Annotated in this window: 26 protein-coding genes; 11 read left to right on the top strand and 15 right to left on the bottom strand. The window is 56.5% G+C overall.

All coding sequences use genetic code 11. The features are described 5' to 3' along the window. Window positions 1-30 precede the first annotated feature (30 nt). The 4 genes from BQ8290_RS14780 to BQ8290_RS14765 all read right to left on the bottom strand — a co-directional run bounded on the left by BQ8290_RS14780 (window position 31) and on the right by BQ8290_RS14765 (window position 2,952). Entirely contained in the window at window positions 31-333 is a 303-nt protein-coding gene (locus BQ8290_RS14780) for an antibiotic biosynthesis monooxygenase (RefSeq protein WP_108791567.1), read from the bottom strand. Between the two features lie 47 nt (window positions 334-380). Then, window positions 381-683 carry an antibiotic biosynthesis monooxygenase gene (locus BQ8290_RS14775; protein ID WP_108791565.1) on the bottom strand — a complete coding sequence of 101 codons (303 nt, stop codon included), beginning with the start codon at window positions 681-683 and terminating at the stop codon, window positions 381-383. Window positions 684-699: 16 nt separating this feature from the next. Beyond that, window positions 700-2,070: a glutamate--cysteine ligase gene (locus BQ8290_RS14770; protein WP_108791563.1), complete on the bottom strand. Its 1,371-nt coding sequence runs from the start codon at window positions 2,068-2,070 to the stop codon at window positions 700-702. A gap of 90 nt (window positions 2,071-2,160) precedes the next feature. Further along, on the bottom strand, window positions 2,161-2,952 hold the full coding sequence (locus BQ8290_RS14765; RefSeq protein WP_108791561.1) for a 16S rRNA (uracil(1498)-N(3))-methyltransferase: 792 nt from the start codon (window positions 2,950-2,952) through the stop codon (window positions 2,161-2,163). Window positions 2,953-2,991: 39 nt separating this feature from the next. Here BQ8290_RS14765 and BQ8290_RS14760 point away from each other — a divergent pair, with 39 nt between their 5' ends. Genes BQ8290_RS14760 through BQ8290_RS14750 form a run of 3 tightly spaced genes read left to right on the top strand, consistent with a single transcriptional unit; the run spans window position 2,992 to window position 5,009 of the window. Continuing rightward, a complete protein-coding gene (locus BQ8290_RS14760; protein ID WP_108791559.1) occupies window positions 2,992-3,375 on the top strand; it encodes a hypothetical protein in 384 nt (127 codons plus the stop codon). Next, window positions 3,372-4,298, top strand: a complete 927-nt coding sequence (ubiA, locus tag BQ8290_RS14755; RefSeq protein ID WP_108792487.1) for a 4-hydroxybenzoate octaprenyltransferase — start codon at window positions 3,372-3,374, stop codon at window positions 4,296-4,298. The genes BQ8290_RS14760 and ubiA overlap by 4 nt, the downstream gene beginning before the upstream one ends. Before the next feature lie 18 nt (window positions 4,299-4,316). Next, a complete protein-coding gene (locus tag BQ8290_RS14750; protein ID WP_108791557.1) occupies window positions 4,317-5,009 on the top strand; it encodes an SOS response-associated peptidase family protein in 693 nt (230 codons plus the stop codon). Between the two features lie 82 nt (window positions 5,010-5,091). Here the strand turns inward: BQ8290_RS14750 and BQ8290_RS14745 are convergent, their stop codons facing one another. Then, window positions 5,092-5,505, bottom strand: coding sequence for a VOC family protein (locus BQ8290_RS14745; protein WP_108791555.1), 414 nt, complete (start codon window positions 5,503-5,505; stop codon window positions 5,092-5,094). Window positions 5,506-5,627: 122 nt separating this feature from the next. On the opposite strand from BQ8290_RS14745, the gene soxR reads away from it, so the two are divergent. Then, complete coding sequence (gene soxR / locus BQ8290_RS14740) at window positions 5,628-6,083, top strand: redox-sensitive transcriptional activator SoxR (protein ID WP_108791553.1); 456 nt, start codon at window positions 5,628-5,630, stop codon at window positions 6,081-6,083. A gap of 27 nt (window positions 6,084-6,110) precedes the next feature. Here soxR and BQ8290_RS14735 read toward each other — a convergent pair whose 3' ends face one another. The 4 genes from BQ8290_RS14735 to BQ8290_RS14720 all read right to left on the bottom strand — a co-directional run bounded on the left by BQ8290_RS14735 (window position 6,111) and on the right by BQ8290_RS14720 (window position 11,687). Next, entirely contained in the window at window positions 6,111-6,656 is a 546-nt protein-coding gene (locus BQ8290_RS14735) for a histidine phosphatase family protein (RefSeq protein WP_108791551.1), read from the bottom strand. 243 nt (window positions 6,657-6,899) lie between these two features. Next, window positions 6,900-7,838, bottom strand: coding sequence for a sterol desaturase family protein (locus BQ8290_RS14730; RefSeq protein ID WP_108791549.1), 939 nt, complete (start codon window positions 7,836-7,838; stop codon window positions 6,900-6,902). Window positions 7,839-7,947: 109 nt separating this feature from the next. Further along, window positions 7,948-9,036, bottom strand: a complete 1,089-nt coding sequence (locus tag BQ8290_RS14725; protein ID WP_108791547.1) for a helix-turn-helix domain-containing protein — start codon at window positions 9,034-9,036, stop codon at window positions 7,948-7,950. Then, window positions 9,033-11,687 carry an ATP-dependent DNA helicase gene (locus BQ8290_RS14720; protein WP_337661460.1) on the bottom strand — a complete coding sequence of 885 codons (2,655 nt, stop codon included), beginning with the start codon at window positions 11,685-11,687 and terminating at the stop codon, window positions 9,033-9,035. Before BQ8290_RS14720 ends, BQ8290_RS14725 begins: the two co-directional genes overlap by 4 nt. On the opposite strand from BQ8290_RS14720, the gene BQ8290_RS15250 reads away from it, so the two are divergent. The 5 genes from BQ8290_RS15250 (at window position 11,653) to BQ8290_RS14695 (ending at window position 16,762) form a co-directional block, all read left to right on the top strand. After that, window positions 11,653-11,949 carry a hypothetical protein gene (locus BQ8290_RS15250; protein ID WP_337661459.1) on the top strand — a complete coding sequence of 99 codons (297 nt, stop codon included), beginning with the start codon at window positions 11,653-11,655 and terminating at the stop codon, window positions 11,947-11,949. The genes BQ8290_RS14720 and BQ8290_RS15250 overlap by 35 nt on opposite strands. A 242-nt stretch (window positions 11,950-12,191) precedes the next feature. Beyond that, window positions 12,192-13,055: an NINE protein gene (locus BQ8290_RS14710; RefSeq protein WP_108791543.1), complete on the top strand. Its 864-nt coding sequence runs from the start codon at window positions 12,192-12,194 to the stop codon at window positions 13,053-13,055. Window positions 13,056-13,338: 283 nt separating this feature from the next. Further along, entirely contained in the window at window positions 13,339-14,484 is a 1,146-nt protein-coding gene (locus BQ8290_RS14705) for an Acg family FMN-binding oxidoreductase (RefSeq protein ID WP_108791541.1), read from the top strand. Beyond that, a complete protein-coding gene (locus BQ8290_RS14700) occupies window positions 14,477-14,956 on the top strand; it encodes a MarR family winged helix-turn-helix transcriptional regulator (protein ID WP_337661458.1) in 480 nt (159 codons plus the stop codon). Before BQ8290_RS14705 ends, BQ8290_RS14700 begins: the two co-directional genes overlap by 8 nt. Before the next feature lie 201 nt (window positions 14,957-15,157). After that, on the top strand, window positions 15,158-16,762 hold the full coding sequence (locus BQ8290_RS14695) for a lysine--tRNA ligase (protein ID WP_108791537.1): 1,605 nt from the start codon (window positions 15,158-15,160) through the stop codon (window positions 16,760-16,762). Window positions 16,763-16,781: 19 nt separating this feature from the next. Here BQ8290_RS14695 and BQ8290_RS14690 read toward each other — a convergent pair whose 3' ends face one another. Together BQ8290_RS14690 and BQ8290_RS14685 are read right to left on the bottom strand one after the other, a co-directional pair. Further along, window positions 16,782-17,450: a 2OG-Fe(II) oxygenase gene (locus tag BQ8290_RS14690; RefSeq protein WP_108791535.1), complete on the bottom strand. Its 669-nt coding sequence runs from the start codon at window positions 17,448-17,450 to the stop codon at window positions 16,782-16,784. Window positions 17,451-17,628: 178 nt separating this feature from the next. After that, window positions 17,629-18,687, bottom strand: coding sequence for an RcnB family protein (locus BQ8290_RS14685; protein WP_337661457.1), 1,059 nt, complete (start codon window positions 18,685-18,687; stop codon window positions 17,629-17,631). Window positions 18,688-18,888: 201 nt separating this feature from the next. On the opposite strand from BQ8290_RS14685, the gene BQ8290_RS14680 reads away from it, so the two are divergent. Further along, window positions 18,889-19,476 carry a pyridoxamine 5'-phosphate oxidase family protein gene (locus BQ8290_RS14680; protein WP_108791531.1) on the top strand — a complete coding sequence of 196 codons (588 nt, stop codon included), beginning with the start codon at window positions 18,889-18,891 and terminating at the stop codon, window positions 19,474-19,476. Here the strand turns inward: BQ8290_RS14680 and BQ8290_RS14675 are convergent. From BQ8290_RS14675 to ettA, 4 genes are all read right to left on the bottom strand, one after another. Then, window positions 19,473-20,261 carry a diguanylate cyclase domain-containing protein gene (locus BQ8290_RS14675; protein WP_108791529.1) on the bottom strand — a complete coding sequence of 263 codons (789 nt, stop codon included), beginning with the start codon at window positions 20,259-20,261 and terminating at the stop codon, window positions 19,473-19,475. The two genes, BQ8290_RS14680 and BQ8290_RS14675, sit on opposite strands and share 4 nt — an antisense overlap. Before the next feature lie 88 nt (window positions 20,262-20,349). Then, window positions 20,350-21,594 (bottom strand): GGDEF domain-containing protein, encoded by a 1,245-nt coding sequence (locus BQ8290_RS14670; protein WP_337661456.1) that lies wholly within the window; start codon window positions 21,592-21,594, stop codon window positions 20,350-20,352. Window positions 21,595-21,663: 69 nt separating this feature from the next. Beyond that, window positions 21,664-22,680 (bottom strand): M20/M25/M40 family metallo-hydrolase, encoded by a 1,017-nt coding sequence (locus tag BQ8290_RS14665; RefSeq protein ID WP_108791525.1) that lies wholly within the window; start codon window positions 22,678-22,680, stop codon window positions 21,664-21,666. A gap of 4 nt (window positions 22,681-22,684) precedes the next feature. Continuing rightward, entirely contained in the window at window positions 22,685-24,358 is a 1,674-nt protein-coding gene (gene ettA, locus BQ8290_RS14660) for an energy-dependent translational throttle protein EttA (protein WP_108791523.1), read from the bottom strand. A gap of 200 nt (window positions 24,359-24,558) precedes the next feature. On the opposite strand from ettA, the gene BQ8290_RS14655 reads away from it, so the two are divergent. After that, window positions 24,559-25,773: a diguanylate cyclase gene (locus BQ8290_RS14655; RefSeq protein ID WP_108791521.1), complete on the top strand. Its 1,215-nt coding sequence runs from the start codon at window positions 24,559-24,561 to the stop codon at window positions 25,771-25,773. Window positions 25,774-25,806: the final 33 nt, after the last annotated feature.

Raw genomic sequence — 25,806 nt, 5'->3', positions numbered from 1 at the left:
GAAATCGGCTGTATGGAAGTTGAACGGCTCTTAAATGTAAAAGCCATCATCGGTTGTTTCAAACGCCGTCAACTCTCGCTCTGAAACGGCTAATGCGGAAACTTGTGCACGCCATTCAGCAATGTGGGTGGTGCGAAAATGCGTTTCCAACGCGGCGCGATCGCGCCAAACCTCGCTGACGCGGACCAATCCTTTGTCGAGCACATCAAGAGCATAGGCGTATTCAACGCAGCCTTGTTCGGCGCGGCTGGCGGCGATCATGGTCTCCATCGGACCACGCACCACCTCAATCATGCTGGGTGGAATTCTAAAACTCCCAACGACCACTATCATGTTCGACACTCCTCCCGAAGAATGCTTGGCATCGATCGGCGCTCACCTCACATCATTGGAGAGCCGTCATCCGCCTGATACTTTGCCAGCTCGGTGATTTTTACATCCACGCTGGCCAATGCGCCTTGAAAAGCGGCCATATGCGGTGTTTGAAAATGAAACGCGAGCGCGGCCTCATCCACCCATTTTTCCACGATATGCAGCTTTGATGGGTCAAGCACATCGATCGCATAGGCATAGCTGACGCAGCCTTCTTCGGCGCGCGATGCCTCTAGCATTGTCGCCATTGCGGCGCGCGTTTTATCCAGAGCGCCTTCGCCCATGGTCGCTTCGGCTAACACAATCAGCATTTCATCTCTCTCCGAATTAGAACGAGTATTTATACACTTTTGACACGTCTTCGCCCCATTCACCGGCATACGCATCCAACAATCGTTGTGCGGGGACTTTGCCGCTTTTTACGATCTCGTCCAGTGTTTCGAGATATCCGGTTTCATTGTCACCGCTTGCATTGAGGCGCGCACGCGATGCCAAACCTTGATGGGCAATGGCCAACGCTTCTTTGCCAAGGTCCTGCATGGTTCCGCCGCCGGGAAGCGGAGCGTTTAGGCCAAGGCGCGGCGCATCGTTGCGCAATTGTTCGCGTTCTTCCATCGACCAATCTTTGACCAAATCCCATGCAGCATCCAACGCTTGTTGATCGTACAAGAGACCAACCCACAAGGCGGGAAGGGCGCAGATACGGCTCCACGGGCCACCATCGGCGCCACGCATTTCCAAAAAGCTCTTGAGGCGGACTTCGGGGAACGCGGTCGAAAGGTGGTCCCACCAATCGCTTGCCGTCGGACGTTCGCCGGGCAGGACGGACAATTTGCCATCTAGAAAATCGCGGAACGATAGGCCGGCCGCATCGATATATTTGCCGTCGCGGAACACGAAATACATCGGCACGTCGAGCATATATTGCGCCCAACGTTCATACCCAAAACCGTCTTCGAACACGAAAGGCAGCATGCCGGTCCGTTGCGGATCGGTGTCTGACCAGATGTGACTGCGATAGGAAAGATAGCCGTTCGGTTTGCCTTCGGTGAAGGGTGAATTGGCAAACAATGCGGTGGCCAAGGGTTGCAGAGCAAGGCCGACGCGGAATTTCTGCGCCATGTCCGCTTCGGTTTGGTAATCCAGATTGACCTGAATGGTGCACGTGCGCAGCATCATGTCCAACCCAAGATCGCCGACGCGCGGCATATGGCGCATCATTATCTCGTAACGACCTTTCGGCATCACGGGCAATTCGGCGCGGGTTTTATCCGGCCACATGCCAAGGCCAAGATACCCGACTCCGCGGCGTTCACCGATGGTTTTAACCTGTTCCAAATGCCGCCCGGTTTCGGCGCAAGTTTCATGCAGGGTTTCAAGCGGTGCGCCCGACAATTCCAATTGACCGGCGGGTTCCAAGCTGACCGTACCATCGGCACCGCGCATTGCGATAACGTGGCCGTTTTCCTCCACTGGCTCCCACCCAAATTCCCTGAGATCCATCAGGATATCGCGAATGCCAGCCTCTTCGTTATAGGACGGGGCGTGTCGGTCGCTCTTATGATACACGAACTTTTCGTGCTCGGTCCCGATGCGCCAATCGGCCTTTGGTTTTTCACCGCCGCGCATGGGTTCAATAAGCTGGTCGAGCGTTTCGATAATTGGCTCGTCCGCGGCGGACGCTTCTCTGGTGCTCATGCTGCTTCCTTTGGCGGAGCCTTGTTGGTCCGTTGCCCTATAAAACCGATTCCATCGTGGGAAGCGCAAAATGGCTTTGCATCCACGAAATCATTCTTGTTTGGAGGCTGTGTCGCCCCAATCGCCGGCCTGACCCATCCACACAGAAAGCGCCGCAATCGCCGCCGTTTCACCGCGCAATATGCGGGGGCCCAATGAAATCGGACGAGCATTGGGATGCGCGCGAATGGCGGCGCGTTCGGCTTTGTCAAAACCGCCCTCTGGCCCAATTACAATTGCAGTAGGGCCAGTGTGATGGCCAAACGCAACGGAGGCGGGCTGTGCCGGTGATCCGTCGCCCAAATCGCTGCTTTCCTCGTCCGCAAAGAACAAGATGCGGGTTTCGGGCCAATCGTTCAATAATGTATCGAGCGATGTGGGAGCTACAACTTGAGGCAAAGCGGTGCGCGCGCATTGTTCTGCGGCTTCGGTCGTGATGGTCGTTGCGCGGTCGATATTCAATTTGTCCGCAACGCATCGCCTTGTGATGATGGGTTGAATGCGCGCCACGCCCAATTCGGTGGCCTTTTCCAGCACCAGATCAAATCGGTCTTTCTTCAAAAGAGCGGGGCACAACCAAATGTCCGGAACCGCTTCGCGTGTGCGCAAATGATCGACAACAGTCACCTCTATTCGGCGTTTGTCTACCGTATCGACGCGCGCCGCCCATTCGCCGGTAACATTATCGCACAAGATGACGGCATCACCTGCGCGCACTCGCATGACTTTACCCAGATAATGGGCCTGCGTTCCGTCTAGCGTGATGATTGCATTGAGGTTGATCGTATCGCCTACAAAGAGGCGCGGTGCGCTTTTCGGCGGCCAAGATGGAGTGGACGGCATGTCTTCCCCCTAGGCGTGCGGGGCGCTAAGGAGCAAGGGATGAACCCAAGAATCCCTCAATCCCTGATTGCATTTGTGTTCTTAGCACTGGGTGGATGGGCCTTGTTCGCCCCGGGCAATGTGATCGATCTTGCGGTGAGCGAGGCGTATCGGGAAAACACGTTCTTAACCCGATTTATCATGGCCTGTTTCGGGTCTCAGGCGGTTCTTTTCGGGATCATGGCTCTGATCGTTCCATGGTCATCGAGGGCGTTTGCGGTTTTCGCTGTACTCTTGATCCCGTTTTTCGTGTTCAATTACTATTTTCATTACGAAATCCCCGTTCTTACCACGATCGGAATGCTCGATTTTGCGGGCAACGCGTTCATGTTTGCGCTCGCCATCTCGGGGTGGCGCGCAGCGCGATCGATCGAAGCGGCATGACCAATTCCCCTGCGCCAGACGATGGCATTGTCCCTGACACTGAGCATCGTGGATTGATCGAGCGTTTGCCGCAATTCCCGCGTGATTTGGCCCAATTGGCACGATTTGATCGACCCATTGGATGGTGGCTGTTGTTTTGGCCGTGTGTTTTTGGCGTTTGGCTGGCCGGGGCCGGTGTTCAATGGCAATTGCTCGTTTGGCTGTTGGTGGGCGCGATTGCGATGCGCGGAGCCGGCTGCGTTTACAACGATATTGTTGACGCCAATCTGGATAAGAAAGTGGCCCGCACCGCCGCGCGTCCGGTCGCCAGCGGCCGGATCAGCAAAAAAGCCGCATGGATATGGTTGTTATCGCTCTGCATGGTCGGCTTGATCGTCCTGTTGCAATTGCGGTTTGAGGCGCAATTGGTGGCTTTGGGCAGTCTGGCGTTGGTGGCTGCCTATCCCTTTATGAAACGGATCACATGGTGGCCCCAGGCATGGTTGGGCATGGTGTTCAATTGGGGCGTGTTGGTGGGTTGGACCGAGCTGCGTTTTGACAATTGGGATGCGATCGCATGCCTGTATGCCGGGAGTGTATGTTGGGTCATCGGATTTGACACGATCTACGCCCTTCAAGACCGCGAAGACGATGCTTTGGTCGGGATCAAATCATCGGCGCTTAGAATGGGCGCGCGCGTCCATGTAGGGATCGGCGTGTTTTACGCTGCGACTATCGCGTTGTGGGCGGCGGGGATTTGGCTTTACCGCCCCGATGCCATCGCTGTGCTCGCGCTGGCTCCGGTTGCGGTGCACCTCTTGTGGCAAATCGCGACGTTGGATCCGGCCGATCCTGACAATCCTTTGGCGCGGTTCCGATCCAACCGTTGGGCTGGCGCATTGGTGGCGGCGGCGTGTTTCGTCGTTGGGAATGCGGGCGCGTAAGAGAGGATCGGTTCGGCCATGTGCAACCTGTATCGCATGACGAAAAACACCGATGAGGTGGCCAAATGGTTCGATGCCGTTGCTGCGTCAGGCGGCGCAAATTTCGGGGCGGAGGTCTATCCCGGCTATCCCGGATTGGTGATCGCAGGCGGCACAATTCAATCGATGTCTTGGGGCTTTCCCTTGGTGATGAAGGGGAAAAGCGGTCAGCCGCTGAAGCCAAAGCCCGTCAACAATGCCCGCACCGATAAATTGGACAGCTTTTTCTGGCGTCACTCATTTCAAGAACGCCGGTGCCTTGTCCCCGTCACCGGTTGGGCCGAAGCGCAGGGCCCCAAAGGGCGCATGACTCGCACATGGATGTCACTTCCTTCCGACCCGGCGGACAATGTATCGGACAATTTGCCAGACGACGCGCCGCTTTTCGCATGCGCTGGCGTGTGGCGGGACAGTGACGAATTCGGCACGTGTTTTTCGATGGTGATGACCGACAGCGCGGGTTCAGCCGCAGCGGATGTGCACAGCCGGATGCCGGTCATCTTGAAGGCGGATGATTACAACGGCTGGCTGTCTGGTTCCGCCGAAGACGCCAAAGCTTTGTGCACACCTTGGTTGGACGAGTTGGTCATCGACCATACGAACCAACCGTGGGTGCGAAACGCCGTTAGCCGCGAAGTTAAAGCGGACCAGGCCCAAAAGAGCCTGTTTTGAACCCATTGATTTTGGGCCCGGTATGCCTTGCCCGACCGTGTATCGGTTGGAGAGAACATGGGTTCGCGTAGGATAGGCTCGTTCATGCGTTCTCTCCTGCAGTGTGGGCGTAGCTGACGATTTCGAATTCAATCCCATCCCAATCAAAGAAATAGAACCTCCGGCCCGGTTCATAATCATCGTGGCCAAAGGGGGAGAGGCCGGCGGCGTTCACTATTTTTTCCGCGCCATCTAAGTCATCGACCAACAATCCAACATGGTTCAGCGGCTGCCCCTTTGCGTAACGCCTGCCCTTATCGGCGCGCACGTCATCATTGGTGTACAGCGCGATGTACGCGGCACCATTGCCCGGCAAACCAATATGAACCGTGTCACCGCCCAAGGCCGATTGCCCGCGCCAGCGCTCTTCCCAACCCAACATTCGCTTAAGCAATTCGGCGCTGCGTTCGGGATTCGTCACAGTAAGGTTGGCGTGTTCGATCGTTCCGTTTGGCATGATGCCTCTCCTATTTAGGGGATGCGCCGGGGAGTTAGGACGCATCCGAATCAAGTTGTGGCATCATCATGCAACCTCAACCTAACTTGAGATCAAGCTATTTTTCAGATAGAGCGATTTGCATGGGCAAAACTCTCACATCGCGCGACCTCATCCCCATCGGTGAAATGGCGCGCCGCACCGGCCTTTCAGTCTCGGCCATTCGGTTTTATGAGGACAAGGGTTTGATCGAACCTATTAGAACCGGTGGCAATCAAAGGCGGTTCTTGCGGTCGGATCTTCGCCGCGTCAGCTTCATCCTGATCGCTCAGCAATTGGGTCTTTCTTTGGGAGAGATTGATGATGCGATGCGCACGTTGCCCCATGGCCGCACACCGACGGCTCGCGATTGGCGCGTTATCAGCGCTTCAATCCGCGATCGGATCGAATCTCGTATTCAAGAGTTAGAACGAATGCGCGACCGGTTGGACGGGTGCATTGGATGTGGCTGTTTGAGCCTTGATAAATGCGCGATCTACAATCCCGATGATCGTTTAGCGAGCGAAGGGCCGGGGCCCCGGCAAATTCTATCCAATTGACTATGCGCCGAGCATGGTTGGCGATTTTTAGAATTCCGGGCCAAGTCCCGGATCAAGGTCGCGCGGCCGCGCAAAGTGCACCAATTTTGCGCAATGATTTCGCATGTCGGCCCAACTTTCCACATTGCATTCCAAGACCGCAAATGTTGCGGTTGGGAACTTGACGCAGGCCTCTTTGAAAAGATCGTTTTCGTGGCTGGGCGAAACCAGTTCAAGCACCACTTCCTGTAATCCGGGGTTGTGGCCCGACATTAGGATTGCATCGGCTTCACCGGAGCCATCGGGCATTTCGCAATGCGCCTGAGCGGCTTCGACAATGGTGTCGGCGCTGGCTAGGTACAGCTTGTCTTCGTATGTCGGTGTGATGTTGGGCAAGGCGTCTTGCAATGTTTCTTTCACGCGCACCGCTGGGCTGGCGATGACGCGATCCCATTGGATGCCGTGCGAACGAATATGATTGCCCATCAATTGCGCGCCGCGCAGCCCTCGATCGTTCAAACCGCGATCAAAATCACGCTTTGCCAAATCATCCCATTCGGATTTGGCGTGGCGAAAGAGACCCAGAATTTTCACGAAAATACATTCCCCACCGCGTCGATATCGGCATCATGCCACGCGCGTCTTTAAAAAGCGACCGGTACGAATGCAAATGCGCGCAGCCTTGCGAGACGTTAGGTGCAAATATGGCATGGATGGCCCATTGCAATACCCCTGGGGAGGATACCGATACGTCTCGATCAAAAGCTGCGCGCGCTCGCGTATCGGCATGAGGAGTTCACCGATAGCGATTAACAAATTGCGGTTAGGTCAACGCGATTACACCAGAGCGGATTGAGCCGGGAAAAACAACGCATTCACAGTCACGGCCGCCGCCAACAACACCGCCAAAAACACACTGATCCGTTCGGCAGCTCGTGGGCCGAAACTGGGCAGACGCAACGGTTTTGCATTCTTGCGAAATTCCTCGGCGTAACGCGGATGTTCTGTGCCCATCCATTTGTCCCACCAAGTGAAATAGAACCCATAATTGTGGCCCGACGAATGGTGCAGGTCGTGATGCGTCGTCGTGCTGATCCAACTGGTCAATGGATTGTCGACCCAACCGGCGGGGAAGATTTCATGGCCGGTATGCGCCATCACATTGCGGATGATCATGTGCCAGAGGAACAGGAACATCGCGAACCCGGCATAGGCAAGGCCCAATGTGCTGGTCAGCAACAAGAACAACGGCACAAAAGCGGCTTCGGCTGCGGCCTCCCAGCTTGAAAAACTGTAGGATGTCCATGGGGTGGGAGTGCGCGATTTGTGATGATGCAGATGGGTGGCGTTGAACAAACGCTTGGTATGCATCGCGCGGTGGATCCAATAGAAATAGGCATCGTGCAGGACCACGATCAACGCAAATTGCCAAGCAACGGTTAGCAATGGTGCGCTGTCGATGTTGAGATTGATGACGCCCATTTCGCGGCCGATCAATGTGGCCAATGTCGTCACGCCAAACACGATGACCGTTCTAAGCGACGAAAGAACTTCGCGCGTGTAATCTTTACGACTGGCGGACCGGGTTTGGATCCGGCGGGCCTTTGCCCATCCGCGAAACACAAGCAGCAATATTGTCATTGCGCCGGCCGCGATCACATACCGACCCAGATCAAAATACAGGACATTGGCAAAATGCGCGCCAACGCGCTCCGCGATATAGGGCAGCGTGTATGCGGGTTCTGATGCGAGTGCGGACGGGGATATCGCGGTCATCGTTGAAAGCTCCTGTGGCATGTGATGACACAGCTTATGACGCGGCGCACGCGATCATTCTCTTCATTGACGAAAAATGACGATCAATTTCGAAATCGCCCATGGTTTTTCAGTTTTGACCGGTCTCTTGTCCGGCCAATTGAGCCGCGTCACTACCGCCTTGAGTTATCGCCAAGCGCCTGAATTCACTAGGGGTTGTGCCCGTTTGACTGCGGAACGCGCGATTGAATGTTGGTAGGGAATTGTATCCCAAATCCATAGCGATCGTGAGGACCGGCAAATCAACATCTTCGCGCGTGGAAAGCTTTTCGCACGCTTCTGCGATGCGGTGGCGGTTTAGGAACGCGCTAAAATTGCGATAGCCGAGGCGGCCATTGATCAAAGAGCGCAACCGATGTTCGGGCGTGTCCAGCGTGTCGGCGAGCGCGGCAATCGTTAGGCCGGGCTCTTTGTAAACACCGTCATCCATAACAGCGGTGAGTTTTTCGTGCAGAACCGTTTCAACCGGGGAAAGGTCAAGTTCTTCAGCGTCTTCCTCCGGTTGAATTTCGGCAAGCAAAATCGGATCTGTTCGAAGCAATGCGAGTCCCGAAAACAAGATCAGCAACAAAATGATGCACGAATTTATGACGCTAATCAGCGGCAGTTGACCTTCCAACCCGGTGGCAAGTTCGAACAATTCAAACATAAGAATGCTGGCCGCCTGAGCGCCCACTAAAAGCGGCAGCCATAGACGAATGACGCGGCGTTGTTCGACCAAATCATCATCTCTTTCAAACACACCAACCCGGATCAAATCGCCAATCAACGCCAAGGCAGTGAAGTGCAGCAACAAGAATCCAGCGGGCCAAGTTGAAGGGAGAAAGTTGCCGACAAACCAACCCGTGGCGAGCAAGCCGAAAGCAATATACAGCATCCGAACGGGGGGTTCGCGTTCAAACAGTCTTCGGGCAAAAAGCCAAATCCAAAAGGGTGTCGAAATCGCTACCAGATCAATAATCGGGTCGACCGGCGTGGTGGCCATCATCAACGGCGTCGCATTCATAAGATAGCCAGCCACGCCCACAATCATCCCGATCAGCGGGATTTTGATAGTCGCGCGCACATGATTGGCGACAATCATAGCCAGCAACATAATGGCCGCGCCGACCGCAATCATCCTAACTAGAAAATCGACGTTCTGAATCATCGCGCTCATTCTGGGCTATCATCCGCCAAGATTCCAGCCACTTCGTCGTTTGACACGGCATCTTCGCCGATCATTCCGCCGCTAATCCGGGCTAAGGCTTCGTCCAGTGTTACGCGGCGCACGGCGGTTCCTTCGGGAAACGCGGTCAACAATCGCGATGGGAAAGCGGATGACAGCACCACGAAGTGACCCGCATCCTCTTTGTTGCGGATCAACCGGCCAAACCCCTGTGCAATCCGCGCGCGGATCAGGCGATCGTCATGCGCGCTTCCGCCATTGGCGGCGCGCCGGGCTTTGTGCAGAATGTTGGGGCGGGGCCACGGCACGGCTTCCAACACCACGCATCGCAGCGAACGCCCCGGCACATCAACGCCATCGCGCAATGCATCGGTGCCCAACAAGCTGGCCCTGGGATCGTCGCGAAAGATGTCTACGAGCGTCCCGGTGTCGATGGGGTCCACATGTTGCGCATAAAGCGGCAATCCTTCGCGGGCGAGGCGATCGGCGATCCGCCCATGCACCGCGCGCATCCGACGGATCGCGGTGAAAAGGCCAAGAACGCCGCCGCCGCTGGCCTCAATCAAACGTGCATAGGCCCCTGCAAGGCCGGGTAAATCGCCCTTTTTAACATCAGTGACGATCAACACTTCGGCGCGCGCAGCGTAGTCAAACGGACTGTCGGCGGCGGACAGCAATGGCTGGCTTTCGACATGCGCTGCACCTGAGCGTTGAATGGCCGATTCCCAAGGGTCGCCTGCCTGCGCACCAATTCGGTCGGTCAATGTGGCGCTGGTCAACATCACGCCATGCGCTGGTTCCAGCACGGTTTTGGCAAATGGCTTCATAGGATCGAGCCACCGCCGATGGATCGCTACGTCAAATTCGCGCGCGTCGGAGCGATCCACCGCAAGCCAATCGACAAATTCCGGGTCGGCCGGCCCACCCAACCGGACCAGCAAACTTTCCCACGCGGTTAAAAGGTCAACGCGCCATTGGAGCGAGAATCGAGCCCCTTCGATCCGAGCGCGCCCTTGTCCATCCAACCAATCGGGCGGGTCGGTCATGATCGCTTCCAATCTGCCGCCCAATTGAATGAGCGGTGTGCGGATCGCGGCAAGCGCCAGCGCGGCATTGCCGGCCGCCTCGATCACATCGCCGGGCAATCCGCTTGCTTCGGTCTCGATCCCATAGCCAGCTTCTTGTCCGCCGGATTCGTCCCGTGCGTAGGTTGCCGTGCGGACTGTTGAAAGGAGCGTTTCGATTGGCCCAGCCGGCTCCCCTTCGTGCAATCGCTGCAACCAGCTTTCTGCGGGTAGAGCTTTGCCCGCTTCGCAGGCGGCTTCGATGGCGTCGCCGCCTTCATCATCGTAGCTGGCGACATCGGCGAGGCGCGCAGCAAGCCCGCGGCGTCGACCTCGGTTTTTGCGCTCCGGCCCCATGATCCAACGGCGCAATTCGATGGCCTCTTGCCCCGATAGCGTCGCTGCAAAGGTGCTGTCGGCGGCCTCAAATACGTGATGCCCTTCGTCAAAGATCACGCGAGTGGGCCGCTGCGCATGATCGCGCCCGCGCGCTGCGTTGACCATGACCAATGCGTGATTGGCTATCACCAAATCGGCCTGTGCGCTGTCGCGAGCTGCGCGTTCGATGAAGCATTTGCGGTAATGCGGGCACCCGGCATAGATGCATTCACCGCGTTGATCGGTCAGCGCGGCAATGCCTCGTTTGCGGAACAATGTACCCAACCAGCCAGGCAAATCCCCACCAATCATATCGCCGTCGCGAGTAAAGGTGGCCCACCGCGCAACCAATTGCGCCAAGATTGCTGGGCGCCCGGCAAAACCACCTTGCAACGCGTCTTCGAGGTTGAGCAAGCACAGGTAGTTTTCGCGGCCTTTGCGCACCACAACAGGCGGCGTGCCATCGGGGCGCTTGATCGGCCAAGCACGTCGGCTTTCGCTGCGCAATTGGCGCTGGAGGTTCTTTGTAAAGGTCGAAACCCACACCGTTCCGCCCGACGCGCCCGCCCATAAAGATGACGGGGCGAGATAACCCAGCGTTTTGCCAATGCCGGTTCCCGCCTGTGCCAATGCGATATGCGGGACATCGCGGGCGCCGCGCGGTGCAAACATCCGCGCCACATTGGTCGCATAATCGCGCTGTCCCGTGCGTTTTTCGGCGCCGTCTCCGGTTAAAGCGTCCAGTTGATCGAGGATCGCCTGATCCGGCAATTCCACCTGACGGGGCGGGGCGCGCTCGCCTGTCTCCTCCCATTCGGGGAGTGAAGAGAACAGCCATTTTTCCGCTTTTTCTGGGCGTGTAATATGCGGCTTGATCACTTGGGCCCAAGGCCAACGCAGACGTTCCAAAGATTGCAGGGCGCTCCAGGCACCAGCCCGCTCAAACCACTCTGGGTCTTCGCACGCGGCGATAATCACCCCGGCGGCGTTCTGAAGAAAGGCGGGTATGTGTTCGTCGCCTGGAGGCTCATCCAAATCCAACGCCTGGGCCAGGCCACGCGCGGTAGGAACGCAAAACCGCGCCGGGTGAACAAACGCAAACAATTCTAACAGATCAAGGCCCGACAAATCGGGATAGCCCAGCCGGTTCGCGACCAAAGGAGCGTTGAGCAAGAGGATCGGCGTGTCGGCGGCGGCCATTATCGCCTCACCTTTAGACACGGCGCTTGTCTCTCCATTGGCGGGCCGCAGCCAATTGCCACCATGGCTGGCATGCAATGCGGGCAAGGGCACAGCCGTCGCCGGAACGGCAGGCGGCGGTGCAGAAGAGGGAGAGGGCGGCGGTGAAGAGGTCACGCAGGCGATGATGCGGTGGCGCAGTCGATATGTAAACGCGCTGGGTCCATACTTCTGTGGCTTTCGGCCAAGATTTGGCACGGGACTTGACGATATTTCCGAATAGCCGTTTCAAGATCGGCCTCACCAGCGATCGCGTTACTCTGAGCGTTGGGTGCCCGTTCGATCACCGCGAAGTGATGCGTTGGTCCTGCGTCTGAATTGGCGGTTCGTTCGGAAAGATCGCTAACTTCGAAAGCCGCATATAAGGGCGCGTTTTCAGTGACCTCCACTAAGTCTGTGTTAACCCCCTGCTTGTAATGCCCGAGACAACGGAACCGAATTAGAAAACGGGTAAGAGGGTTCGCAATGAGCTTTGGAAGGAAAGGGCTGCCTACTGGGCACGTTGCGCCATCGGCTGGCGCGAACGGCATTGGTGGAGCGTCCAACGCTTTGGAAGGCTTCGCAGGGTCTTCATTGCACCAAGGAGGGCAAGGCGGACCGCCGCCGCCCGCAGAAAGAGCCTCCGCACCGAAATCCACCTCTTCCGGCTCTGCCGAAAAACCGATCAACCCGGATGAAATGGCTGCACGCAGGCAAGCGTTCATTGCGTCAGAACGAGCCCGCCGGGCCGAAGCCGAAGCAATCCCAACCAAGGCTCCAAAACCCGCGGCGGTCGTCCCGATCGACGATGATCCATTGATCAATCTGCGCAATATGTCGCGCCCAGAACCGCGCCCCGCACGACCAATGGGAGACGGCGTCAACACCCAAGGGGCCGGTGGCTCCAACGAAATGAGTGCCCAGCAAGAGGCGGAAATTCGCTCTTCCGCGCGCGGCATGGCCCGCAACCAATCCATGCGTTACGGCGCGGATGCTATAGGCTCTGGTGTTGGCGGCGGTGGGAGGGGCCTAAGTTCAGGCGGCGGTGCCAAAGCCGGATCGGGCTACATCTTTGGCGATCCCGCGACCAGAAATGTCGGGCTCGCATATGTTTTGTGGTTCGTATTGGGCCAGTTTTCAGTCCATCGTTTTTACTGCGGACAAAAAGACAGCGCGATCATGCAAGTCGGCCTTTGGTTCGGCAGCCTAGTGATGATTTTCATCTTTATGCCGATGGGATTAGTCGGGGTCTTGTTCTGGATGTGTTGGATCGTCGGTGATTTGTTCATGATCCCTGGGATGTTGGCCAAATTCAAAGCGGAACACGATTATCGCGGCGTCTTCGCCTAAACCCCGCTCATATAGAAAAAGGGACGACCGGGCCAAAGCCAAGCCGTCCCCCTCTTGCGACCCTAGGGGCACGGGCCCCGGGCTAGCTTTAAATCCATCGTGGTGCCTGCAGATTGCCCGTTTTGATTGGGCGATTGTGGGCGGTTTGTGATTTCAACGATCGGGACCCTACCTTCGATCCCAATTCTTCGATGTTTTAGGAAAAGCACGACGGTCGGCATCGTCTTGACACTTCGAGGAATATAGTTAGGACGCTAACTAAATATATTTCGGGAGTCTCAACATGCCTGTCAACCGCCGCAAAATCCTTATGTTCGGGGGCGCCGCCGCCGCTGTGACTGTCGCTGGGGGGTGGAGCATGTTGGCCACGCCATCCTTGTCGCGCGCATCCGCGCCATGGGTGGCGGCCGGGAAAGGCTTTGCCGATCCGCGCCTTAACGCTTTGTCTTATGCCATCCTCGCGCCGAATCCTCACAACCGTCAGCCGTGGCAATTCACGTTGGTGGGAGACGATATCATCGACATAACTTGTGATCTGGATCGGCGATTGCCCGATACCGATCCATTTGATCGACAGATCACGATTGGCTTTGGCTGTATGGTGGAGTTGCTGCGTCAGGCAGCGGCCGAACTGGGCTATTCCGCTCAGATCGATCTGTTTCCCGATGGCCCGGCACAACCGCGTATAAATTCTGGGCGCATTGCGCGCGTTCGCTTTGTCGATGACCGGCCGCAGCGCGATCCGCAATTCGCCCATGCGATTGACCGGCGATCCACCAAAGAGGCCTTTGACGGACGCCCTGTGCCTATGGATCAGCTGCGCGGGCTGGGCGATGCCGTGCCAGCCGGGTTGATCTATGGCCATTCCGCCAATCCTGATCAACACGCCTTGCTAAGCGATAATGCGTGGCGCGGTTGGGTGATGGAGCAAGAGACCCCTGCAACCCGCCGCGAAAGCATAGATTTGATGCGGTTCGGCAATGAAGCAGTCATCGCCGAACCCGACGGTATCGATATGGGAGGTGCGTTCTTAAGCGCCGGCAATGCGGCGGGTATCGTGACCGCGCAAACGCTCGATGATCCTGCGTCTTACGCATACAAAAGCGGCGGCGACATGTACCGCGCAATGGTCGACAGCACTCCGCATTGGGCGTGGATCATGACGCCTACAAACACGCGCGAAGAACAATTCAACGCCGGGATCGGTTGGATACGGCTAAACTTGGCGGCGCAACGAATGGGCCTATCGGTCCATCCATGGAGTCATTGCCTTCAAGAATTCCCTGAAATGGCCGATCTCTTCAACGAATTGCGCCAACACCTTGCGCCCGATGGCGAGACGATACAGATGTTCGCAAGGGTCGGTTATGGTCCCAAAGTGCCCGCCAGTCCGCGATGGCCGTTGGAAGCGAAGTTGGTTGATGTCTGAAACTAAAAAGACGCCCCCTAAAGGTGGCCTCGATGATCCGGTCGCGTATCGTTTGTTCAACGAGATCGGGATCATTCATCAATTCTCTCAGGCGGCATTCCGTGAGGTTTTGCCCAAACCATTGAACACGGCGATGTTTGGGGTGCTGAACCATTTTGTCCGCATGGGTGACGGCAAAACGCCCAGCCACCTGGCGACTTTGTTCCAAGTGGCCCGGCCCAGCATGACCGCGACATTGGCCAAACTGGAACGAGCTGGTTTCGTTCAGATAAAGCCGGGCGAGGGTGATGGGCGGACCAAACGTGTGTGGATCACATCAGACGGGCGCGCGGCGCGAACGCTAGCGGTGGAAGCATCGCAAGGCCTAATGGAACGGATTGACCCGCTGCTGTCGCAGTTGGACCTTGATAGATTGGTCGGTGAATTGGGACAGATCCGCGAAACATTGGACCGTGACCGCGACAGCCATTGATGGCGAAAACGTTGGCGGGGATGCACAACCAACTCAACAACAGAGTGCCCCCAGAATTGGCCGCGTTTGCATCCCTTTGGGACCGCGTTATCGCTAAGGACGGTCCTCAAGAGGCGCAGCATTGGGAACCAAGGAGACGCTTTCGCGCTTGCAACATAGCGCGCCTTCCATAAAAGCGCGGCATCAACAAATTTGGACATCATGACAGACACAACTCTCAGCGAAACCGCACGCAATTCCAAAGCCTGGCCCTTTCAAGAGGCTCAGCGCCTTGCAAAACGGTTGCGCAATGGAAAACCGAACGGTGAGCCTGTTCTGTTTGAAACCGGCTATGGCCCCTCAGGATTGCCGCATATCGGCACGTTCCAAGAGGTGCTGCGCACCACTTTTGTCCGCCGCGCCTATGAGGCGTTGACCGGTCAGGCGACGCGGCTGGTCGCGTTCAGCGATGATATGGATGGCCTGCGAAAAGTGCCGGATAATTTGCCCAATCAGGCAATGTTGACCGAAAATTTGGGCAAGCCGCTTTCGCGCATTCCCGATCCGTTCGAGAAATATGAAAGTTTCGCCCATCACAACAATGCGATGCTGCGCGAATTTCTCGACCGGTTTGGTTTTGACTACGAATTCGTAGCCGCATCGGATCGTTACAATTCGGGCACGTTTGATGATGCGTTGAAGAATGTGTTGGCTCACAATCAAGACATTCTCGACATCATGCTGCCAACCCTGCGGGCGGAACGCGCGGCGACCTATTCACCGATCATGCCGATCAGTCCAACGACCGGCGTGGTCTTGCAAGTGCCCGTCGAAGTCGTCGATGCGAGCGCAGGATTGATCCGGTTCACCGATGAAGACGGCAGCGTGATTGAACAAAGCGCGCTGGGCGGACAGGCCAAGCTGCAATGGAAAGTCGACTTTGCAATGCGCTGGGTCGCGCAAGGCGTCGATTATGAAATGTACGGTAAAGATTTGACCGATACTGGCGTGCAATCGGGCAAGATTGCGCGCGTGTTGGGTGGGAACAAGCCAGAGGGCCTGATCTATGAGCTGTTTCTTGATGAGAACGGCGAAAAGATCAGCAAGTCCAAAGGCAACGGCCTGACCATTGAACAATGGTTGGAATATGGAACGGATGAGAGCCTCGGTTTCTACATCTTCCCCAATCCCAAAAGCGCAAAGCAATTGCATGCGGGCGTGATCCCGAAAGCAATCGACGATTATTGGAGCTTTCGCCAAAGGTTGGCCGAACAACCGCTCGACAAGCAGATGGGCAACCCTGTCTGGCATTTGGCGCGCGCCAATGAAAGTTTGGCCGGTCCCGATGCGCCGGGCGCGGGCGACACCCTATCGGTACCATACAGCTTGCTGCTCAATCTTGTCAGCGTGCTCGGCCTAGAGGCGACGCCAGAAAACCTTTCCGAATATGTCGCCAGTTACACTGGCACCCCGGTTGAAGATCCTGCGCTTATTCGGTTGATCGAATGCGCGGTGAACTACAACCGTGATTTTGTCGCGCCGACTTTGGCGAAGCGCGCGCCGCAAGGCACTGAAGTGGCGGCTTTGACCGCGCTCGATGCACGATTGGCGGCGGCTCCTGCGGATGCCGATTCCGAGGTTTTGCAGACCATGGTCTATGAAATCGGAAAGAGCGAAGAATACGGGTTTGAAAACCTGCGTGATTGGTTCCGGGCTCTGTACGAAACCCTTTTGGGCAGCGAACAGGGGCCGCGTATGGGCAGCTTTATCGCCTTGTACGGTGTGGAACCAACGCGGAAATTGATTGCCGAGGCGTTGGCCCGTTAAACGGCAACGTCCCGCTTTCCTATTTCCAGGTCCGCGTCCGATACCATTTGGTGATGACGTATTTTGAACCCGCAATGACGGGCGTACCCGCGTGCATGGTTCCTTCATTCGGGACGCCATCAGGTGATGCGTTGTTCCAAATGAGGAGGACGCCCGGTTTTGGCTCAATCTTGATGCCGATTTCGGTGAAATGGGTTTCACCACCTTCTTCGACATTGTTGAGGAACGCCATGGTCGTCCAACTGCGTTGACCACCGCGTTTGCGTTCGTGCTGCCAATATTTCTCCGTGGTGTAGAACCAGTCATTGTGCGGCTTAAACTGTTGACCGGGCAGGTATCTCTGACCCTGAATGGCTTCGCCAACGACCGGGTTTAGACCCAACAAATCGTCAATCCGTCGCCCGATCCCTTTGACAAAACTGTCATGCGGATCGAGGTCGCCAGAATAGGATGTTCGAAAGCCGCTTTCATAGCCGATTTCGTGCAAGGATGATGGGCGCGCTGTGTGGTCCACCATCAAACACAACCGTTCGCATTCCGCCGCGCTCAGGAAATCTCCAACTGCGAACAATTCAGCTTTGTCAGTCTCAATTTTGTACACGCCGGGATCGCCGGCCAGCCGTTCGCGAACGGTTTTGCCCACGCGGCGCAAAGCATCTTGATCGGGAACGGCCTGTGTCTTTGTCATCGACCCGGTCTAGCAATCGCAGCGGCCCATGCAAGGGTGGTGGAGGGCGGTTTTGGTGAGGAATGCGATCACCATTGCGGCGACCACTGGGACGGCCATGAGGATCACGACGAGGCAATGCAAAACCCCCGCCGGATCGCTCCGACGGGGGTTTGCAAAGGTACCTTGTGTTCCAACTTCACCAGAAGAAGTCGTGGATCACATCAACCACTTCACCGGTATAAACATCGACAAGAACGACATCGTCATAATACCTGACCCAACGATAAGGGCCGTAAACCTGTGGCAGGCGGTATGACCATGGATCGTTGATGTAATAGCGCGACGTGAAGAACAGGCTGTCGAGGAAAAATCCAACACTCAATCGGTTGTAACGGTGCGCGCGATACGGGGCGTAATACCGACCTAGGCGAAAGATGCTGCGATTGGTCCGACGATAATTGCGCCAGCCATAGCGGCGATCTGCGCGCCAGCCCTGGCGGTTCCACCGGCGGAAATCGCGGCGGCGATCCGCCCGACGATCTGCCCGACGTTCTGAGCGGCGACCATCACGGACACCGGCACGGTATCCATCGCGCCGCACCCGGCGATCATCGCGGCGATCAAATCTACGGTCCGCTCTGCGATCCGCCCGACGATCAGAACGACGATCCGTTCTGCGATCACCGCGACGTTCGATCCGATCCGCCCTGCGATCACCGCGACGCTCTACCCGGTCAGACCGGCGATCGGTGCGACGATCAACGCGATCGGCGGCGCCGTTGCGGCCATTGCGGTTCAACCGATCCGAACGGCGATCCCCACGGCGCTCTACCCGATCAGCGCGGCGTTCGCTGCGGCGATCAACCGAATCTGCTCTACGCTCGGTTCTGCGTTCGGTTCTGCGTTCACCGCGACGTTCGCCGCGACGGACTTCGCTATCGGCGCGTTGACTGCGTCGGTCGCTTTGTGTGTCCCGCCGCGATTGACGGCGCTCTGTGCGTTGTGCGGGGCGCGAATCTTGTCGACTGGCCCGACGCTCTGCGCGTTGTTGACCGCGATTGGCGCGCCTTTCGGTCCGGCGCTCACCGCGACGCTGTGCGCGATCTTGGCGTGATTGCTCGGCCGTTGCGCTGGCGTCAGCTGTTGCTGCGCTGGTTGAATTGGCCGCCTCAGCTGCCTCAGGAGATGCCGCAAACGCCAATGCAAGCGCCATGGCGGAAAGTGCACTGCCCTTCAAAAACCAAGAAATGTCCATGATATGCCCTTCAGTGTTGCCGCCCCACCACTTACGGCTTGATTGATACTTATTATTACGTCTCGTTACTTGCCCTTTCTAGAGCCGAGTCGCTGACCCCACCCTTAACACGTCGTTTAGGCTTACGTTAATGTTCGCACTCACTTTTCTTAACGGCGAATTCCCTTGACCGAACCTCGGCAAAGCTTGAATTGCCGAGACATGATTGAAACTCTTGATGATGTTCGTCGTGATCTTGCCGATCGTTTGGAACGCGCGGCGAATGACCGCAATTCCGCAATGCATGTGCCCACAATTGTAACGAGCGATGTTGATGCGCGTGTTATGGTCTTGCGCGATTTTGACACGGATGCGTGGACGTTGCGTTTCCACACAGACACGCGCGCGCCCAAAGTTTCGGTGATCGAACACGATCCGCGCATCGCCGTCTTGTTTTACGACAAAAGCGCCAAGACTCAGATTCGCGCACGCGGCACTGGGCGTATTGTGCGCAATGATCCAATCGCTCAACGCGCCTGGGAAAACAGCGACAATTTCGCACGCCGATGTTATTTGGGGGAGGGGCCAGGGACAATCAGCGAAGGTCCGACATCGGGCCTACCGGCCGAGTTCGAAGGGATTGAGCCAACAGATGCGCAATTGGTTCCTGCGCGCGCCAATTTCTCCGTCCTGTTGATTGAATTGGAACAATTGGATTGGTTCTATCTCGCGCATACCGGCCACATGCGCGCGCAGTTTGAACGCGCAGGGCCGGGGAGCGATTGGAGCGGGCGTTGGGTTTCGCCTTAGGCTGCCTGAACCGCGCCGTTCCCATCGCCTGATCCATCTTGCGATGAACCTTTAGGGGAAGGCGCGGGTAACAAATGCACCTCTTCCCAATCGCTTGCGACGATAATGTGATCGTCGCCGCGGCCGCTGGCTGCGTCCATGGCCGATGCGGCCCGCGCCTGAACATCGGCGTCGCTTTCGCCGGCCCGGCGCTGTGCCACGCCAAAACTTGTTCTAAATCGCATCGCACCGCGTGCATGCCGGCCATGGGTATCAAAACGCGTTTCGGCGATCGTATCCAACAAACGTTTGGCTATGCCGCTGGCTTGGGCTTCACTGGCGCCGGGGGCGATGATGACAAAGGAACCGTCACCGTCTGGTCCCTGAAGGCCGCTAACGACATCGCCATCGCGCACGCCTGCCCGCATCACTTGTGCGACATGGGCGATCGCGCGATCCCGTGTTTCGGAATCCCATAATGCGCGAACCTTTGGCGATTCATCGATCCGACCGTGCAACACCGCTGCGTCGTGTGGATTCGCATAGGCGGCGGACCTGCGGTTGGGTTGATGAATAGGGCGGGGGGCAGAGCGGCGACGATCCATCGCTTCGGCTTGGGCTTCGAAATTTTCGGGTTTGAATAGACCGTTCAGCGGATCTTTCGCCTTGGCACGTTTTTTGGTGAGGATCGCATGCCCCGCCAAGATCGTGACAAAGACCGCGAATGCGATCAGCCAGAAATCTGGCGCCCAAAGATCTGGCCCAAAGACCAGCTCGCTCCATTGAGCATCTGCAAACCTCTTCACGATGGCGGCCCCTTCGTTCCCCTGTTCATAAGGGGAATGCCCGAGGCGTGGTTAAAGCGGCGTAAAGGGCGTGCCCAATTCCGTTTGTTTATGCGGCGATGTGGCCAGGTTTTGACACGATTGTGTTGTTTTGGAGCGCTTGGGGACTGGCGTCCGAATGGTTGCCAGTTGCGGCTTCTGCACCGCTGCTGGTCGCCTGCTTTACGCAATTTCGGCCGCTTTGTTTCGCGTTGTACATCGCCTTGTCTGCGCGCGCGAACAGCGATCGGTAGCTTTCTCCCGCGGCGCGTTCCGCGACACCAAAGCTTGCGGAGAGGCGCACGTCCAATGCACCTTCGCTAATGTCCAAATCCAATGTGCGTTGGCGCAAACGTTCCGATAGGCCCGCTGCGTTGTCTTCGGTGGCATTCCAAACAAGGATGCAGAATTCTTCGCCGCCCACGCGGCCCGCAAGATCGGCCTCGCGCACGGTGTTGCCGATCATAGATCCAAATCCGGCAATCGCGCGATCGCCGACCTGATGGCCCCAAATGTCGTTCACTTGTTTAAAGTGATCGAGATCGCAAACGACCAATGCGACGCTCAAACCCTTGCTCGATGCTTTGGCAAAGGCTTCTTTCACTTGGTGTTCGAATTCGCCGCGCGCCAAAAGGCCCGAAAGATCATCGATCGAGGTGCGCGATTTCAACGCGTCCATATGGTCTTTCATACTGACAGTCAGTTGGACGATGCCAAACAGGACAGATCCAAATCCAAAAAGCCATGCCAGCGCCATGTAGTAATAGGATTCGCGATATTGCATTGGGTCGATCGTCCCATCGAACATGAACGACATGACCGGTCGGATAAAGAATTGCGCCGACACAAAGATCAACGTGATCAACATCAACCGTTCGAACCCGTCTCGTTTTGCCGTCATCGCAAATGTTTGCGTGGCAAGGAGCATGATCACCCCACTGCTGACATTGGTGATGAACAAATCGGCTTTGATGCTGTCGCCGATCGCTTGGGAAAACGCCATCATAAGGCCGCCAACAACACCGATGCTAAGATACAATCGGACAGGCGGCGCGGCGTTTACCCGCAACAAAATCCCTGCCGCAATACAAACGCCAGATAAGGTGTAGGGCACGTGGGTGATCGCGACCAAGCTTCGTCCAAGCGACGATGGACTAAGTTGGGAAACCAGCATGGCGATGGCTAGAAACAGCCAGCCCATGCCCAGTGCAAGGTTTTCAACGCGCGCGCGATCCCTTTGCCAGATGACGCCAAACGTCACCGTAAATATCAACGTCACCATCGGCGTTGACAGCAAGAGCAAGAAGTCGCGCAATTTTTTCCCCGTTGCAGAGAGGGCAGGGTGTAGCGCGATAGAGTTAAGGGGGTGTTAGAATCTGCACGATCAATCGTGAGACAGTGCGCGTGCTTTCAACGTCTTGGCCAAAGCTTCGACAACCAAGGCCAATCCTTCGTAATCCAATGTGTCAGGCGTATCGGTTTTGCGGTGGTAGTGCGGGTTTCGAAATGGGGCGGTGTCGGTTACCATGAAGGCCGGGATGCCGCGTTGCGAATATCCCCAATGGTCCGACCAATCGATCCCTTGGACTACAGTGGGGGCCGTGCCCCCGACCGATGGAATGCGGGCGTGCAATCTAAACTCTTCAATCGTCTCACGCAGGAATGGCCGGGCCGATGTATCGCCGACAAAGGCGATGAAATTGCCCGTTTGCGGATATCGCAGGGACAGGGGGAATGGATAATTCTGACTGCCCGGTGCATCTGTGAAATACCCCATTGTTTCCAATGAGATCATTCCGGCCACACGATCTGGGTCGGCGATGGATTGTGCGTGAGTGAAACTGCCCATGGCGCCCGTTTTGAAATAGGGCGGTTCTTCATTGGCAAAAAACACCATCTGAATCTCAATTGAGGTGCGTTCGCGCAGCGGGCGCAATGCGCGCGCCAATTCCAACAACGCCGCAACGCCGCTGGCGTTGTCATCGGCACCGGGCGACCCGCGAACGGTGTCATAATGCGCGCCAAGGATAAGGACCGGTGCGTCATCGGCAGCACCCGGGATGGTGATGATGAGATTGTCGGCGGGGGCTAGAACTTCCTGACGTTCCACGGTGTAACCCAACGCTTGGGTGTTTTCGGTCAGGTATTTCAGCGTCGAGAAAACCGTGGTTACGCTTTCCAAATTGCGTTCGGTTTCTGACAAAGCCCGGACATGCCGTTCCAACCGCGTGGATAGAGCCGCGTCATCGGGTGATGGTCGTTGACCTTGATACGATGATCCCGGCGTTGCCGTGGCCCAGAAAAAGCCGGCGACCAAAAAGACAAACAACGCCACAAGAGCGAACGCCAGACCGCGAAAGAAGATCCGGCCTCGACGCTCGCTTTTTGTGGCAAAATTCAACGAATCAACGCGTCAGTTTCTTATACGCCAAACGCGTTGGCCGATCCGCCGCATCGCCCAAACGACGGCGTTTATCTTCTTCATAGGCTTCGAAGTTACCCTCGAACCATTCGACATGGCTGTTGCCTTCAAATGCCAGAATGTGGGTCGCGAGGCGATCGAGGAAGAAGCGATCGTGCGAAATCACCACGGCGCACCCGGCGAAATTCTCAATCGCATCTTCAAGCGCGGCGAGTGTTTCCACATCGAGATCGTTGGTCGGCTCATCGAGCAGCAGCACATTGCCGCCTTGTTTCAGCATTTTGGCCATGTGCACGCGGTTGCGTTCACCGCCTGACAATTTGCCGACGTTCTTTTGTTGATCGCTGCCTTTGAAATTGAACGCACCGACATATGCGCGGGTTGAGGCATCGTGGCCATTGACCTGCATATAATCGAGACCGTCCGAAATCTCCTCCCACACATTGTTGGTCGGGGTCAGATCATCGCGCGATTGGTCAACATAGCCAAGATGCACGGTGTCGCCGATCTCGATTGTCCCGGTGTCCGGCGTTTCTTGACCTGTGATCATTTTGAACAAAGTCGATTTGCCCGCACCGTTTGGCCCGATGACGCCCACAATGCCGCCAGGAGGCAGCATGAAAGAGAGGTCTTCAAACAACAATTTATCGCCGTAAGCCTTGGAAATTCCTTTGGCTTCGATGACTTTGCCGCCCAGCCGTTCTGGCACTTGGATGACGATTTGCGCCTTACCGGGCGCGCGGCCCGATTGCGCGTCTTGCAGTTCTTCAAACTTGCGGACACGCGCCTTTGATTTGGTTTGGCGCGCAGCGGGTGTTTGCCGGATCCATTCAAGCTCGCGCTGAAGCGCTTTTTGCTTGCCGGATTCTTCGCGGCTTTCCTGTTCCAGACGTTTGGCTTTCTTCTCCAAATAGGTCGAATAATTGCCTTCGTATGGGTAATACGTGCCGCGATCGAGTTCCAAAATCCATTCAACGACATTGTCGAGGAAGTAGCGATCGTGGGTGATCATCAACACTGCGCCGGCATATTCTTTGAGGTGGTTTTCAAGCCACTCCACCGATTCAGCATCCAAGTGGTTGGTCGGTTCGTCGAGCAGCAAGATCGATGGTTTTTGGATCAACAACCGGGTCAAAGCGACGCGGCGTTTTTCACCGCCGGAAAGGCTTTCAACGCCCATATCCGATGGCGGACACCGCAATGCTTCCATCGCGATTTCCAATTGGTTGTCCAACGTCCAGCCATCGACCGCATCAATTTTGGTCTGAAGCTCGGCCATCTGGTCGCCCAAGGCTTCGAAATCGGCATCGGGTTCGGCCATTTGCGCCGAAACGGCGTTGAATTGTTCAACTAAATCGGCGGTTTCGCGCGCGCCGTCTTTGACATTTTCAAGGACGGTTTTTGTTTCGTCCAACTCGGGTTCCTGAGGCAGATAGCCCACAGTGATGTTTTCGCCCGGCCATGCTTCGCCCGCGAAATCGGTGTCCATCCCTGCCATGATTTTGATCAGGGTGGATTTGCCCGCGCCGTTTGGCCCGACAATGCCAATTTTAGCGCCTTGATAAAATTGCAGATTGATGTCGGAAAGCACCGGTTTTGGAGCACCGGGGAAAGTCTTGGTCATGCCCTTCATAACAAAGGCGTATTGCGCGGCCATTGGGGTCGTCCTTTGGATCGAGAAAATTTACGTGAAACGCTTGCGGCCCAGATAGAGGCATGCGTGCGCAGGGGCAAGGTGGGTTCGCAGTAAACCAAGGTCGCCCGAAAGGAATACAATGACCCGTGCTTATGGGGTTCCCCTAAAGGTGGCGTTAACCTTATTGACCTAGCCCGGTCGAACGGGAGCACGTCGAGTTAATGCAAACTCAGATTCTAGGATTGGTCACGCCGCTTATGGCGCTGTTTTTTGCAGCGACCTTTGTGGTGATCTGGCGGGCGGGGCGCATGAAACGATATGTGCTCGGTTTCGGCGTGGCGTTTGCGTTCTCAGCGACCGGGTTTTTGATCACTCATTTTCTGCCGTTGGATGGTGTCTACCTGTTTCACACGACCCAGGTGTTCTACAGCCTAGGCTCTATCATCATGATTGCGTCGGTGTGCGAACGCGCCGGACAACGCCTTCATTTGTGGAGCGTGGCGTTTGTCTATGTCACCGCTGCATCCGTTTTGGCGGTCGCCGTCACGTTGACCAACGATGTTGGGCCGCGATTGATCATCGTGAATATGGGTTACGGGGTCATGTTCGTTATCGGCGCGATGGCGCTGCTGACATCGCGGCGCCGCGATGCGATCGATTTGGCAATCATCGCGGTCATGGTTTTTCAGGCGGTCGATTTTCTCGCCCGGCCAAGTTTGACCCTTTTGTTCGAGAAAACGATCCCTGCTGAGGTCTATCGCGATTCTATCTATTATTCTCTCATTGGTTTGGTCTTGGGCATCAAAGGGGTGACGACGGCCGTCGTGTTGATTGGCGCCACCATCGTCGATTGGACCAAGTCGTTGCGCGAAAGCAGCGAGCGCGATCTTTTGACCGGTTTGTTGAACCGGGGCGCGTTCGAACAATCCATGCGCACATTGCTGCCGCGCGCTCAAACAGAAGGGCGCCCGCTTACTCTGGTTGTGGCCGATATTGATCACTTCAAACAGGTGAACGATATTTGGGGACACCAATCGGGTGATCGCGCCATTTCCAGCTTTGGTTCATTGATCCAAGAAACGGTGCGCGGATGCGACACCGCCGGGCGCATTGGCGGTGAAGAATTCTGCATCGCGGTTTGGAACTGCGAAAATGAACCCGCCGAACGTTTGGCCGAACGGATTAGGAAAGCGTTTGCGAGCCTAGAGCATTCGGGCCTTAACAAGGGCATCCGCCTTACCGCGAGTTTTGGCGTCGCGACGGCGCGCGTTGGCGAAACCTATGAACGCCTATTCTCGCGGGCCGATGCCGCGCTGTACCAAGCGAAATCGGGCGGCCGCGATTGTGTGAAGAATGCCGAAAGACGCGCCGCTGATTCCGCTGTACCTGTTGTGGGCGCAGAAGAGCCCAAACTTAAGCGGGCCGTCGCGGAATAACATCCGACACGACACCCTCCACTGGACTTAGGC

The organism is Erythrobacter sp. Alg231-14 (assembly GCF_900149685.1).
GTDB lineage: Bacteria > Pseudomonadota > Alphaproteobacteria > Sphingomonadales > Sphingomonadaceae > Erythrobacter.
This window is presented reverse-complemented; position numbering and strand designations above follow the sequence as displayed.

What these genes read in the sequence shown, in the direction of transcription:
- BQ8290_RS14780 (WP_108791567.1), bottom strand. Translation starts at nt 333, where the DNA reads ATGATAGTGGTCGTTGGGAGTTTTAGAATTCCACCCAGCATGATTGAG.
- BQ8290_RS14775 (WP_108791565.1), bottom strand. Translation starts at nt 683, where the DNA reads ATGCTGATTGTGTTAGCCGAAGCGACCATGGGCGAAGGCGCTCTGGAT.
- BQ8290_RS14770 (WP_108791563.1), bottom strand. Translation starts at nt 2,070, where the DNA reads ATGAGCACCAGAGAAGCGTCCGCCGCGGACGAGCCAATTATCGAAACG.
- BQ8290_RS14765 (WP_108791561.1), bottom strand. Translation starts at nt 2,952, where the DNA reads ATGCCGTCCACTCCATCTTGGCCGCCGAAAAGCGCACCGCGCCTCTTT.
- BQ8290_RS14760 (WP_108791559.1), top strand. Translation starts at nt 2,992, where the DNA reads ATGAACCCAAGAATCCCTCAATCCCTGATTGCATTTGTGTTCTTAGCA.
- ubiA (WP_108792487.1), top strand. Translation starts at nt 3,372, where the DNA reads ATGACCAATTCCCCTGCGCCAGACGATGGCATTGTCCCTGACACTGAG.
- BQ8290_RS14750 (WP_108791557.1), top strand. Translation starts at nt 4,317, where the DNA reads ATGTGCAACCTGTATCGCATGACGAAAAACACCGATGAGGTGGCCAAA.
- BQ8290_RS14745 (WP_108791555.1), bottom strand. Translation starts at nt 5,505, where the DNA reads ATGCCAAACGGAACGATCGAACACGCCAACCTTACTGTGACGAATCCC.
- soxR (WP_108791553.1), top strand. Translation starts at nt 5,628, where the DNA reads ATGGGCAAAACTCTCACATCGCGCGACCTCATCCCCATCGGTGAAATG.
- BQ8290_RS14730 (WP_108791549.1), bottom strand. Translation starts at nt 7,838, where the DNA reads ATGACCGCGATATCCCCGTCCGCACTCGCATCAGAACCCGCATACACG.
- BQ8290_RS14725 (WP_108791547.1), bottom strand. Translation starts at nt 9,036, where the DNA reads ATGAGCGCGATGATTCAGAACGTCGATTTTCTAGTTAGGATGATTGCG.
- BQ8290_RS14720 (WP_337661460.1), bottom strand. Translation starts at nt 11,687, where the DNA reads ATGGCCGCCGCCGACACGCCGATCCTCTTGCTCAACGCTCCTTTGGTC.
- BQ8290_RS14710 (WP_108791543.1), top strand. Translation starts at nt 12,192, where the DNA reads ATGAGCTTTGGAAGGAAAGGGCTGCCTACTGGGCACGTTGCGCCATCG.
- BQ8290_RS14705 (WP_108791541.1), top strand. Translation starts at nt 13,339, where the DNA reads ATGCCTGTCAACCGCCGCAAAATCCTTATGTTCGGGGGCGCCGCCGCC.
- BQ8290_RS14700 (WP_337661458.1), top strand. Translation starts at nt 14,477, where the DNA reads ATGTCTGAAACTAAAAAGACGCCCCCTAAAGGTGGCCTCGATGATCCG.
- BQ8290_RS14695 (WP_108791537.1), top strand. Translation starts at nt 15,158, where the DNA reads ATGACAGACACAACTCTCAGCGAAACCGCACGCAATTCCAAAGCCTGG.
- BQ8290_RS14690 (WP_108791535.1), bottom strand. Translation starts at nt 17,450, where the DNA reads ATGACAAAGACACAGGCCGTTCCCGATCAAGATGCTTTGCGCCGCGTG.
- BQ8290_RS14685 (WP_337661457.1), bottom strand. Translation starts at nt 18,687, where the DNA reads ATGGACATTTCTTGGTTTTTGAAGGGCAGTGCACTTTCCGCCATGGCG.
- BQ8290_RS14680 (WP_108791531.1), top strand. Translation starts at nt 18,889, where the DNA reads ATGATTGAAACTCTTGATGATGTTCGTCGTGATCTTGCCGATCGTTTG.
- ettA (WP_108791523.1), bottom strand. Translation starts at nt 24,358, where the DNA reads ATGGCCGCGCAATACGCCTTTGTTATGAAGGGCATGACCAAGACTTTC.
- BQ8290_RS14655 (WP_108791521.1), top strand. Translation starts at nt 24,559, where the DNA reads ATGCAAACTCAGATTCTAGGATTGGTCACGCCGCTTATGGCGCTGTTT.